Annotated in this window: 11 protein-coding genes; 8 read left to right on the top strand and 3 right to left on the bottom strand. The window is 46.4% G+C overall.

Going from position 1 to position 12,406, the window contains the following annotated elements; genetic code table 11:
* Nucleotides 1-458: 458 nt before the first annotated feature.
* Nucleotides 459-878, top strand: coding sequence for a universal stress protein (locus tag PTW35_RS18460; protein ID WP_044620578.1), 420 nt, complete (start codon nt 459-461; stop codon nt 876-878).
* A gap of 61 nt (nt 879-939) precedes the next feature.
* Here the strand turns inward: PTW35_RS18460 and PTW35_RS18455 are convergent, their stop codons facing one another.
* The gene (locus PTW35_RS18455) at nt 940-1,215 is read right to left on the bottom strand and encodes a nitrogenase-stabilizing/protective protein NifW (protein ID WP_039460313.1); all 276 of its coding nucleotides are present in this window, start codon (nt 1,213-1,215) and stop codon (nt 940-942) included.
* Between the two features lie 694 nt (nt 1,216-1,909).
* On the opposite strand from PTW35_RS18455, the gene PTW35_RS18450 reads away from it, so the two are divergent.
* The 4 genes from PTW35_RS18450 to PTW35_RS18435 all read left to right on the top strand — a co-directional run bounded on the left by PTW35_RS18450 (nt 1,910) and on the right by PTW35_RS18435 (nt 7,378).
* Nucleotides 1,910-3,001 carry an efflux RND transporter periplasmic adaptor subunit gene (locus tag PTW35_RS18450; protein WP_281028429.1) on the top strand — a complete coding sequence of 364 codons (1,092 nt, stop codon included), beginning with the start codon at nt 1,910-1,912 and terminating at the stop codon, nt 2,999-3,001.
* Nucleotides 3,001-6,057 (top strand): efflux RND transporter permease subunit, encoded by a 3,057-nt coding sequence (locus tag PTW35_RS18445; RefSeq protein WP_281028428.1) that lies wholly within the window; start codon nt 3,001-3,003, stop codon nt 6,055-6,057. The genes PTW35_RS18450 and PTW35_RS18445 overlap by 1 nt, the downstream gene beginning before the upstream one ends.
* Before the next feature lie 218 nt (nt 6,058-6,275).
* On the top strand, nt 6,276-6,572 hold the full coding sequence (locus PTW35_RS18440) for a hypothetical protein (protein WP_281028427.1): 297 nt from the start codon (nt 6,276-6,278) through the stop codon (nt 6,570-6,572).
* Between the two features lie 359 nt (nt 6,573-6,931).
* The gene (locus PTW35_RS18435) at nt 6,932-7,378 is read left to right on the top strand and encodes a hypothetical protein (protein WP_281028426.1); all 447 of its coding nucleotides are present in this window, start codon (nt 6,932-6,934) and stop codon (nt 7,376-7,378) included.
* Between the two features lie 178 nt (nt 7,379-7,556).
* On the opposite strand, the gene gltS is transcribed toward PTW35_RS18435, so the two are convergent.
* Complete coding sequence (gltS, locus tag PTW35_RS18430; protein ID WP_281028425.1) at nt 7,557-8,759, bottom strand: sodium/glutamate symporter; 1,203 nt, start codon at nt 8,757-8,759, stop codon at nt 7,557-7,559.
* Nucleotides 8,760-8,920: 161 nt separating this feature from the next.
* On the opposite strand from gltS, the gene PTW35_RS18425 reads away from it, so the two are divergent.
* Nucleotides 8,921-9,856, top strand: coding sequence for a LysR family transcriptional regulator (locus PTW35_RS18425; RefSeq protein ID WP_281028424.1), 936 nt, complete (start codon nt 8,921-8,923; stop codon nt 9,854-9,856).
* Between the two features lie 70 nt (nt 9,857-9,926).
* Here PTW35_RS18425 and PTW35_RS18420 read toward each other — a convergent pair whose 3' ends face one another.
* A complete protein-coding gene (locus PTW35_RS18420) occupies nt 9,927-10,832 on the bottom strand; it encodes a DUF2860 domain-containing protein (protein ID WP_281028423.1) in 906 nt (301 codons plus the stop codon).
* A gap of 272 nt (nt 10,833-11,104) precedes the next feature.
* Here PTW35_RS18420 and PTW35_RS18415 point away from each other — a divergent pair, with 272 nt between their 5' ends.
* Together PTW35_RS18415 and PTW35_RS18410 are read left to right on the top strand one after the other, a co-directional pair.
* Nucleotides 11,105-11,491 carry a hypothetical protein gene (locus PTW35_RS18415; protein ID WP_281028422.1) on the top strand — a complete coding sequence of 129 codons (387 nt, stop codon included), beginning with the start codon at nt 11,105-11,107 and terminating at the stop codon, nt 11,489-11,491.
* A 314-nt stretch (nt 11,492-11,805) separates the two neighbouring features.
* Entirely contained in the window at nt 11,806-12,378 is a 573-nt protein-coding gene (locus PTW35_RS18410; RefSeq protein ID WP_281028421.1) for a DUF2913 family protein, read from the top strand.
* The last annotated feature ends 28 nt before the right edge of the window (nt 12,379-12,406 follow it).

Genomic DNA, 12,406 nt, shown 5'->3' with positions numbered 1-12,406 from the left:
TTACATGGATTAAATGCCGGTAAGCCCGAGCAAAGAGACTAAACAGGGAAGTCGTTCGAAAGGCGGAAGTCTTGATTGAACCATGCCGACATCATTAAGGTGATGTCGGGCGTCACCACAGCAGATTGGCAGGTCATATTTGCTTTCCTTCACAAATAAACAGGGTAAGTATTGCCTATAACTTCACTTGATTATAGACAAGACTCAGCATACCCAATTTGCCACCAGCCATGCTGTGACCAGTATAGAAATTAGACAACAACAGGGTAGGCATAAATACACGCAATGATAAGACACCGTCTTGTCAGCACTATTGTATTACATTTCAATAAATTAAATGCTTTTTAGCTATTCTGAGACATCTTCGACACTATTTTTTTCTGTCTCGAACTATGCTGGAGTTATATCCAAGTAACTTTGAGTTACTTCGGCAAATTACTAAGCAGGAGAGCGTAGTTATGAAATACAAACATATCCTAGTTGCACTTGAACTAACTGAAGAAACCAATGTGCTAATTGATAGAGCTGTTTTTCTAGCAAAGCTACTCAATGCAGAGGTCTCTTTTGTCCACATTGACGGCACACACGGGGAAATCTACCCAGAGCTGGTTGATATCAAGAAGACCCCGGACGAAAACCCTCTGGGTGAAGCCAAAATGGCGCAGCTCAAAGCCTTCGAAACCGATACAGACTATCCAATCAAACACTTCTTGGTGGGTACCGGTGACTTGAGCAACAAGCTACAAGGTATCATCCAAGATAACGGGGTCGAACTGATCATTTGTGGTCATCACCATGATTTCTGGAGCAATATTATTTCCTACTCCAAGCACCTCATCAACAAATCACCGGTTGATATCCTCGTTGTGCCAATCTAAAGCGGACAACAGGATATCAATGACTACTAGCCGGATCAGTTGCCCCTGCTGATTCGGCTTTTTATCGCCGCTGGCAGGAAGTACATCCCCTGCAGGCCGAGCGGGTATGCGGGTCCAACCGGCCTCGTTGCACCTTGCAGTAGGCATTTTTCAGAGCACGACGGGCAGAGAACCAGTCGTCAGGTTTTGAAATCAATAAGTAACCATTGAAGCGCTTGACCAGTTGGGTGCGGTACTCATTGATAAACTTACTATCGAAGTCAATTTCAAAGTACTCCAACGCCTGCTCGATTGACGTAAAGCTGGCTATTTTTTGCAGAATGTCGTTCTGACTCATCAACTACTCAACTTTCAAAAATATACAAACATCTAGCAGGGCCACTCTAAACTAACGCAGACACGCAATCATTGATGTAACGCGCCGTTGATACCATTTTGGCCATGGTTCAACCGGCTTTCGCCAACAGACTGAATCTTCAAATATGAATTTCTCTTATCCATAGCCATCGCCACTGTTAATCCATAGACTTTGCTGCAAGCAACCCATAACTGATTTTTGTAACACGAACAGCAAGTATCACTCTTGCAGTAATTGTGTATTTAGGGATTTTTCACGATGGTAAGGCTTAACCTTTTATTGGAGCCCCTTCTCTGGGCCCTATTTGTTGTCGCTATATTACGCATTGATCTCAGCGCCTACCTGTTGAAGCTATTAATTATCCACTAATCACTTCCCCCTCCAGCCTACGCCACTTTACAGGTGTGGCCAACCGGGCTCCGATGCCCTGTACCTGTAATCCAGCAACCAACCAACGAACACTCACTCAACAGAATCACCTGCCGCAAATAGCTTCCACCCACTTTTCTAGGCAAACGCACAATCTCAACACCGCCAGTAATGGCGCTCTGCCAAAAATGAATATCTCTTATACGTAGTGTTCCCCCAGCACGCTCTTTACCATTAGCTACATTAAATGACAAACCAACACTTAGAACACGCATTGACAACGAGCATTTCGGAGACAGCATTAATGAAGTTACCACTTCCAACCTCAGCCAATTACAAACTACTGAAAGCCGCTATTGGCCTAGCGCTATCCGTTGTAATTTTAACGGGTTGTAATTCGGAGTCACCGGCAGAAACCAAGGAGCCGGTAGTCCGTCCAGCCATGACCGAAATTGTTAGCTTTTCCAGTACATCGGAAATGAGCCTTAGCGGCACCGTTCAAGCCGCGCAGCAGGCCGATCTCTCATTTCGCGCTTCCGGCCGCTTGGTTAAAGTACTGGTAAAAGAGGGTGATGAAGTGAAGCAAGGGGACCTGCTGGCTAAACTGGATCCTAAAGACGCCGAGACAAACTTAAACTCTGCACGTATTGAGATGCGCAATATGCAAACAGAATATCAGCGCGCCAAATCCATCTTTGAGTCCAGCCAGGCAATTTCCAAAAGCCAGCTGGAAGAAATTGAAGTCCGCTTCCGCCTCGCCCAACACCGCCTAGACGAGGCTGAGCGCCGGTTGGAGGAAACCCACCTGCTGGCACCGTTTGACGGCATTATCAGCCGCAAGCACCGCAATACCCATGTATTGGTACAGGCCAACGAAAATATTCTGTCTATTCATGACTTAACAGATATGGAAGTGGTGATAGATGTACCAGAGAGACTGATGCTAAAAGAAGACCAGCAGTCGCCAAAAATCATGGCGCAAATCCCTGCCTTGCAGGGCAAGCAATTTGAGCTGGCCTTGAAAACCTACTCAACCAAGCCAGATCCGGTTACCCAGACCTACTCGGTAACACTGGGTTTTGTTGCGCTCAACGACACCGTGGTTCTGCCAGGCATGATGGTAAGGGTTATTCCAGGTGATGACAAACAAGCAGTATCGACCTCTATTACAGTCCCATTGTCAGCCATTTTGCCCGATAACCAAGGCCAACAATACCTATGGTTGGTAAACAGCGAGAACCAATTGGAAAAACGCTTTATCACGACAGGGGCACTAAGAGGCAGCCGAGTAGAAGTTACCTCCAACTTGCAAGTTGGCGAACAAATCGTGGTAGCAGGCACGGCAAGTTTATCTGAAAACATCAAGGTAAGACCCATTGTGATGGAGGCTAAATAATGAATATTGCGCGCTATACATTAGCCAAACGCACCAGTGTTTGGGTCTTGATCGCCCTGACCTTGATCGGCGGTTACCTCAGCTACCTTAAGCTCGGACGCTTTGAAGACCCGGAATTTGTGATCCGGCAGGCGGTGATTGTGACGCCTTACTCGGGTGCTACCGCCCAGGAAGTGTCTGATGAAATCACCGATGTTATAGAAGGCGCGGTACAGTCACTGCAGGAGGTCAAAGAGGTTACCTCCGTCTCCAAGCAAGGCATGTCCGAGGTGACCGTAGAGATCAAACGCAACTTCTCCCAAACCGATGCCGAGTTGCAGCAAGTATGGGACAAGCTACGCAGGAAGATCAATGATGCACAGCGTATGCTGCCACCGGGCGCCGGGCCATCCATCGTCAACGACGACTTTGCCGATGTCTTCGCCCAGTTTTATGCGGTCACCGGTGAAGGGTATAGCGACAAACAGCTGCAAGACTACGTTGATGATCTAAGGCGAGAACTGGTACTGGTACCTGGAGTATCTAAAACCACTACCATGGCAGAAAAACAAGAAGCAATTTTTGTCGAGATCGCCAGTGCCCGCCTGGAACAATTTGGTCTCTCTGCCGAGCAAATCTATCAGGTTCTGCAGAAGCAGAATATGGTTACGGTAGCGGGGACGCTGGAAACAGAATCGATGCGTGTTGCCGTGGTACCAACCTCAAGCGTACGTACTTTTGATGACCTGAAGAACTTACAAATTGGTATTGGTGAAAACAACACCATCTTGCGCCTTGGTGACATCGCAGCAGTGACCCGCGGTTACCAGGAGCCAACATCCGTACTAATGCGTTACAACGGCATGCGTGCTGTCGGTCTAGGGATTTCGAATGTTGCTGGCGGCAATGTCGTTGAGATGGGTGATGCGGTCACCGCCCGTATTGCCGAGCTGGAAAGCCAGCGACCTGTTGGCATTGAATTGCACAACATTTCGATTCAGTCTGAATCGGTAAAAGCGTCTGTCGCCGATTTCATCAACAACTTGATTGCCGCCGTTGTCATTGTCTTTGTGGTCTTACTGCTATTTATGGGAGTACGTACTGGCATCATCATCGGCTTCGTACTGGTGTTGACGGTTGCCGGCACACTGATCGTCATGCTGATTGACGACATCGCCATGCAACGAATTTCGCTCGGTGCCCTGATCATTGCCTTGGGGATGCTGGTTGATAACGCCATCGTGGTCACCGACGGTATTCTGACCCGGCTGCAGAAGAATCCGAATGCCAATCGCGAAGAGATTTCTGCCGAAATCGTTGACGAAACCAAGTGGCCACTACTCGGTGGCACCATCGTCGGGATCTGTGCCTTCAGCGCTATCGGCTTGTCGCCATCGAACATGGGTGAATACGCCGGCTCACTGTTCTGGGTGATCCTCTACTCCATGTTCCTGAGCTGGGTACTGGCTATTACCGTCACCCCACTGCTGTGCCATGACTTCATCAAGGTCAACGCACAGAAGAGCAACGCACAGCCAGGACGCGCCAGTAAGCTGTACAAAGGGGTATTGGTCAAAGTCCTCAACAACCAGAAAACCAGCATCATGGTGGTGGTTGCGGTGTTCATTATTGGAGTCAAAGCCTTCGGCTATGTGCCACCGGGCTTTATGCCAGAATCACAGCGGGCACAGTTTGCAATTGATGTCTTCCTGCCGCAAGGCTCAGATATCTCGCGTACCGAAAGCATCATGCTCGATATTGAAAAAGACGTGAGAGCCAAAGACGGCGTGACCAATACCATCAGCTTTATCGGCTCTGGCGGTCTGCGCTTTATGCTGACCTACTCAGCCGAGCCAGAGAACCCGAGTTATGGTCAACTTTTGGTTGATGTCGACGATTACAACATTATTGAGTCGCTAGTTGCCGAACTACAGGTTGAATTAGGCGAGCGCTATCAGGATGCTTCTATCAATGTATGGAAATTCATGTTGGGCCCAGGTGGCGGCAAGAAAATTGAAGCCGCGTTCAAAGGCCCTGACAGTGAAGTGCTGCGCCAACTGGCCGAGCAGGCGAAAGCATTAATGAACAACAACCCGAACCTGATTGCGGTACAAGATGACTGGCGGCAGCAAGTTCCGGTGCTAAGCCCGGTATTTTCCGCTGAAAAAACCCAGCAGTTCGGTTTGACGACTCAAGAATTGAACAGCGCAATTGCACAGTCCTTGTCGGGTCGTCAAGTGGGTGTGTACCGCGAAGGCAATGATCTGGTGCCTATTGTTGTTCGCGCGCCAAAAGAGGAGCGTAATCATGAATATGCGATTGAACAAACCCAGGTATTCAGTTCAACAGCAGGCAGCTTCATCCAGTTGAGCCAGCTGATCGAGTCAAACGATGTCGTATGGCAGGATGCGATGCTAAGGCGCGTCGACCGTATACCGACCATTATGGCACAGGCCGACCCTGCGCCTGGCGTACTAACCTCAACAGCGTTCGAGTCAATCAGGGCCGAAATCGAAAACATGCCGTTGCCCCTGGGCTACCAGCTGGAGTGGCACGGTGAATACAAAGATGCCAAAGAGGCGGATGAAGGCCTGATGCTATCCGCACCTTACGGTTTTGCCGCGATGGTCTTGGCGGTGGTATTCATGTTCAATGGTATCCGCCAGGCACTGGTTATCTGGCTTACGGTTCCTCTCGCAGTTGTAGGTGTCGCTATTGGCTTGATTATTTTCCAGACGCCATTTGAGTTCATGGCCACTTTGGGCTTCCTGAGCTTAGTCGGGATGATGGTGAAAAATGCGATTGTGCTGGTTGATCAGGCTGATAATGAAATTCATGCCGGCAAGGAGCCTTACCATGCGATCATCGATGCGGCGATGAGCCGGGCACGGCCGGTGATCTTGGGGGCAACAACGACCATTCTTGGCGTCGCGCCCTTGCTGATTGACCCGTTCTTCAAGAGCATGGCCGTGACCATTATGTTTGGCCTGCTATTTGCCACAGTGCTGACCTTGGTAGTCATCCCATTGAACTATGCGCTGTTCTTCAAGATCAAGCCACTAAACGCTGAGCAATGAACGCTAAATAGAGCCATTGGCTAATCTTTCACATACGTAACAGCCTGGGCATTGCCCAGGCTGTTTTATTTCCCCGCTCGGGGAATAATAAATACCCGGCAGTCGTTCACTGCACGATTGGGCATCTCTACTCCCCCTGCATCAAATGACATAACTTTAACTTTGAGTAGTTAAAGAAAACGTAAAATGATGACTGGCTTATTATTTTGAGAGATGGCATGTCGAATTTACAGCCTCACTATTCGGTGCATGACAACAAGTGGCAAAGAGAGCAGGTAGGACGTGTCACCGTTGTGTGTTCAGAGCATCAATTAAATTGGCTACATGACACCGAGATTGCCGGTTTAGAGATCGTCTTAACAACCGCGACCGATTGTCACAAGTTTAACTTGAAACGGATCCCATCCATCCTGTTCCACGAGCATGGCTTAATCACCAGCGGGATCAAACTGTCAACAGCCATTCAGGATTTGGAAAAAATCCTGCAGAGAAAAGCAAGGCACCGCAAAAAATAGTAATACCAGCCAAAGCAGGTTGATGTCGATCTTTTTCAGGGACGTATATTGACGCTTGAAACGTAGTTGAAAAACTGCCCAACAAAAGGCTTTGCTGGGCATTGAGAAGGGCCCGCTCAAGGTAGGATTCGTTTTTTTTGATAGCCCCAAGCGATATCAGAACGAGCGCCAAGACAGCCAATTAGATCTCGATGGCAATATCACTTGTCACAGCTTCCACAACTTGATTGCAGCGCAGATCGCGACCATCTCTGACGAGTCAGACATACTGATGCTCAACAACAAAATAGGTGGATCGCTCTATAAATAATTTGTAGATTTTTACACAATTTATTCAATTGCTTACGGAGGTGGTGGATATGGATGCTTTTTTCATAATTCTCAACAATGGCAAGGTTCGCAATGACAATAGACAAGTCATCAGACAGGCATTGCGAGAGGATACACACTTCGATCCGGAGCTTGGCGATACAGACCACATTACCGAGGAAGCATACTATCGAACATGGCTAGAAGCTGACGGTAGCCTTAGCCTCACTGTACACCCCTACAACGTTGACATTGTAGATGGCCAGTTTGGAATGTGGGTAAAATTCTATCCTGAATGGGCTATGCCGTGTCATTTTGATTGCCCATATGAAATGCTGTCCAAACTCTCAGCACCTAACACCAAAGGCGCTGAAATTTGGCGCAGTGCTGTCGAGGTGTATCACAATACCAACGATTACAATACCGCACTCAAGCATATGCTCGCCCTACAAGATATGGAGTTTAGCTCAATGGATACACTCAACAACCTAAGCTAACGCTGTGTCCCCCCAATTACTACTCACTTCCAGGCAAGTAAAAATCGAGTCAATCGCAGTGCAGGATTGAACAAAAGGGGCGCTGATTAAACAGCGCCCCTAACTGAGTGTTTTTTTCATCAACACCAATAATTGAATTTCTTTGCCTGTAGGAATGGATTAAAAAACCATTCCCCCTCTAAAATAACTGCAGGAATCCATTGATAATCAACGCATTGGCAATATCAATAAAGAAGCCACACACCAGTGGAACAATGATAAAAGCCTTATGTGCAGCACCATGCTGCTGGGTCACCGCCGTCATGTTGACAATCGCGGTGGCCGTTGATCCTAGAGTGATCCCCCCAAAACCCGAGCTAATGACTGCCGCCTCATAGTTCTTCCCCATGGCCCGGAACACCACCAAAAGAGTAAAGCCAATAGAAAGAGCAACCTGGCTGACGATCACAGCACTCAAGAACAATATCGAACTCTGCAGTTGCCACAACTGAAGCCCCATCAGTGCCATTGTCAGGAACATACCGAGGCACACATCTGAAATCAGAGTTTGTCCAAGCTGGGCATTCTTACTGGCCTTTTGCTTTAATACCACCGACTTGAAGTTACCAATAATGATGCCAGCCAAGAGGCATGCAACAAACATAGGCAACTGAAGCCCCATAGAAGCAAGTCCCATATCAACAAAGTAGCCCAGCATCAAGCTCAAGTTGAGCATCAGCCATGCATACAAATAACCGAAGTGATCCAGCTTAACGGTTTCATTGTGGCAAACACCAATATCCAACTGATGATCGGCATTGGCCTCTAAGCAGTACTTCTTAATCAAATAGTTAGCTATCGGTCCCCCGACAAGGCACGCAGAAATAAGCCCCAGTGTATTACTGGCGATACCAATTTCGGCGGCACCCTCCATCCCCATTTCCGCAAACGCTGGCGACCAGGCCATGGTGGTACCCACACCGCCAATCAGGGAAATAGATCCTGCCATTAAACCCAATAGCGGTTCAAAGCCAAATAAAGACGCAATACTGACGCCGACAATATTCTGCAGCCCAATATAAACAATCGCCAACAAAGTCAGTATCAGAAGAGGCTTTCCACCTGATAATAACGTTTTGATATTTGCACTCAATCCAATACCTGCAAAAAAGTACAGTAACAAGGTATCTCTTGCCCCGAGATCAAATTCAACTTTGGTTTCAAAAAAATAATAAAAAAACGCTACCGAAATGGCACAAATAAAACCACCAATAACCGGCTCTGGAATACTGTATCTCCTCAACACTTCTAAGCGCATAGTGGCAAACTTGCCTATAAATAATAAGCAAATTGCCAGCGTAAATGAAACAAAGCCATCAATAGCAATAGTCTGCATTGTCATCCACCTAAAATATAAATTCATAAAATAATAAAGTTGAATAGAAAATTAACCAGTCGTTTTCTTTTGTTAATAATTCACATCTATAACTTTTAATTAAATACACATGTGCTATGGTAATAATTAATTAATGATGGAATGTGGCCATGGAGTAGACAGAGCACATGCAAACAAATCTCGAGGATCTCGACCTAAACCTACTGAAGCTGCTTCGGGTGGTGGTGGAAACCCGTAATACGTCAACTGCAGCCGACAAGCTCGGGATCTCCCAGACCAGTGTCAGCCGGGGATTGGCTAAGCTAAGGGAAACCTTCGGTGACCAGCTGTTCATCCGCAAGGCACATGGTGTCGAACCCTCTGAGCTCGCCGAAAAACTGGCAGAAGCCGCGGAGAGCATGCTTACCCCATTTGCGAACGTGCTTGACTCCTATCAAAGCTTTGACCCGCTTGAGTATAGTGGCAGGATAGTTATTGCCGTTGAATTGAGCCTGCTCGAGACTTTTGGCCAGGGTATATATCGGGCCATCAGCAAATCATTACCTAATGCCTGCCTTGAGCTTATCTATTGGCAAGAAGGATCTTTGCAAGACATTCTAGATCGCAAAATAGATTATATGGTTCACTATTCACCTTACCCTCTACCTCAAGAGCTCTATGTGCATCATCTTAGCACCATAAAAGTCAGTTTGGTTGCGAGAAAAAACCACCCAGTACTGAATCAAACCAGCGAACTCGATTCCATCGCACACCTCCCACTGGTGAAACTCGTCTCCGATGCTGTCAACATTAAGCACGATCCTTATGACGAACTTTATCTAGAAAAGGGGTATACCCCAAAAGTTGCACTCAGAACACACAGCATTCCTATTGCTATCGATAAACTTGAGCACTCTGATGCCATCAAATTCAGTAGCAGCTATATCATGAGCCTGAGTGATAAATTAGCCTGTTACCCATTACCCAAAATTCCGGCATATTTAAGAGAGTTCAGCATATCTGGTAGCTACCTCCAATCCAAGCGAGGCTATCCGCTCAACCAGCACCTGCACCAAACCATGCAATCATTCTTCGACTCGGTCATTCAACCGCCGATGACTTGAATGCATTTCAAATGCTCCAACGGTAACCCGCTTTTGAGCCGCTGGTTACCGTTTTCCTAGGTGACAGACCTCAGAATTTATAGCTCAAGCCGACAGTCATCAGATATTCTTCACTCTCGTAGAAATCGATATTTGATGTATTGAAATTAGCTCCAGCCAATGACACCAGGCTCCAGTTATCCCAGCCGGCAAAATCGGCATATTCGTAAGCTAAGAAAAGTTTGTAGCGGTTGTCCGAACGATCTTTATTGAAGATAGGATTGGTACCATCATAGCTTCGGTGCGCATACCCGCCCGTCAATGCCAGCTTATGTGCATCAACTGAGGTGAAGTACGTTACCTCCGTTTTGTATTGATCGAATGTCTCGGCTTTACCCTTCGCGTCTCGGTGGGTATAGGACACGGACGAAACTAAACCAGAACGTTCGCTCAGCATCGATTGGTACGAGCCCTTGATGTAGTAGGTATCGTGGTCACGGTGCAGCGCCCGCTCCGCAATTTGCTCGTTATCCACTTCGGCAGAAGCATAGGCCATATCCAGCGACATACCGGTGTTATTGATATTGTTGAGCTTCATACGAAACGCATGGCCTTCAATATCGGTTTTCTGTCGGGCGCTGCCCGTTTGGTAGGGATTGGCCCACACCTCACCAGATAAGACTGTCGGCAGGTAAGCAACGTCAAGCTGGGTACCATTGGCAAAGTCGTACTGGTATCCAATCTCAAAGGCCAGATCACCCACCGCAAGATCGTCCCTTGAGGTACCAAGGTAAACCCGCTGCTTGTTATCGTCATCCAGTCGGTAACTCAGGCTACCAAGCGGGGCGGCAATAAAATCATCGGTATGGGACCCCTTACTATTCAAGTCATTCAGGCGGGCATTGCCATCGGTGCTCAAATTCGAGTTAGTGGACATATAGCCCGTAGTCACTATGATTTCACCGCTCAGTCGAGAAGACTCATTAGCAAAACTCATGGCCGAAAAACCTGTAAGTGCAACAGCTGTATATAGATATAAATTTTTCATTATCATCTCTTATTGAATATGACCGTTCAAAAGCAGGGAAGTAATTAAGTGTGTGTAATATAAAAATGTAATAACAAAATTACCACGCATAACAGATATTCATTTCTGAAAGTATTTATGCTCTAGATAGTTTCAAAATTGAATTTCTCATATTCATAGAATGGATGCACCGGAAGTGGTAGCTTTGCTCTACCGGAACAAATTTACAGAGATAAGTTATAATGTCATTCTACGGTACTCTTGAAAAAGATAACAGTATAAAAATCCACATTAATGACCGACCTTATAAAATACATGATAAAGGTGAAGGAGAGTGCGAGATCATTATCGTTGATCAATTACACCCCTATATACAGGATATAAAGAACCAAACGCCACCCAACAGAATTATTATTATTGACATAACCCCTGCTTGGGAAAAAACAATCAATGAAATGTCGCTTGATAGTTTATTCGAGCTCGCAAAGGATATACACCTTCTCGCAGATATTTATTGGATAGATAGGCTCCAGATTAAGGACTTGAGTAATAACCTTCAACTGGGTCAAATATTAAAATCAATCTTCCGCAAAAGAATGAAAGATGAATTGGAGTTTGATTATTATTAGTCAATTATATACCCACCCGAGACCTCCCCCCAATTCAATACCAACCTGCATTCATAGGCGAGGTTGGTGTTGAATTTTTCTAACCTAATTAGACAACAACACCGTAACAGCCGACACCTGCGCCTACGCCGCTTGAAGTTCGACCAACTCCAGATAGCTAACACTCATCCAAGTTTCCCTTTCGACCAGAAAATCGACCTGTCGTATGACCCTTTTTTTATCAAAGGTATTTTATCTGAGAAAATGTAAAAAATTTTGTTCAAATTTCGATATAATACCTCCGATAATCTTGTAGAGATTTGGATAGTACGTTAATGAACCAAACCCAGCAGTTGCTCGATGTTAGTACCAACGCCTTATTGCACCTTGAATTTCAGAAACTGGACAAGCACCTTTCTTTAGCTGAAAGAAACAATATTTTAGTTAAGTACTTCAAACGTATAGCTAAATCAAACAGATACCGAACCATCAAAAAATCAGCCAAACAGTGGATTGCCCATGGCCGGCACCCGGATGGCGATTTAGAAGCCCTACTGAATAATGAAGTTGAGCACCTGATCCAGACTTGCTCCACAGACTTATACCGCTTTGTCGGTCTGGTGGGAGATATAGAATCCAAACTCAAAACCAAGGTCCAGTACTCGAAAGCGCATAATATCGACCTCAACGCCCGTTACGGCAATGTACTGGTCTGCGTGGTTGATGAGGATCTAACCTCGAGCTTCGATGATGATGGGCTGATGATAAAGTCTACCCAGATCCTGTTCATCGGCAGTGCTGAACACAAAGAGATCTTTTCCGAGGCTATTGAACTCGATGGTAATTTCCAGTCCGTCATTGCCTACGAAGACGACAATCACTTGCGGGTTGAGCTCTTTAGGCTGTAGCCGGTCTAGGAAAGACGGCTTCCTACAG

The sequence above is a fragment of the Photobacterium sp. DA100 genome (assembly GCF_029223585.1).
Taxonomy (GTDB): Bacteria; Pseudomonadota; Gammaproteobacteria; order Enterobacterales; family Vibrionaceae; genus Photobacterium.
This window is presented reverse-complemented; position numbering and strand designations above follow the sequence as displayed.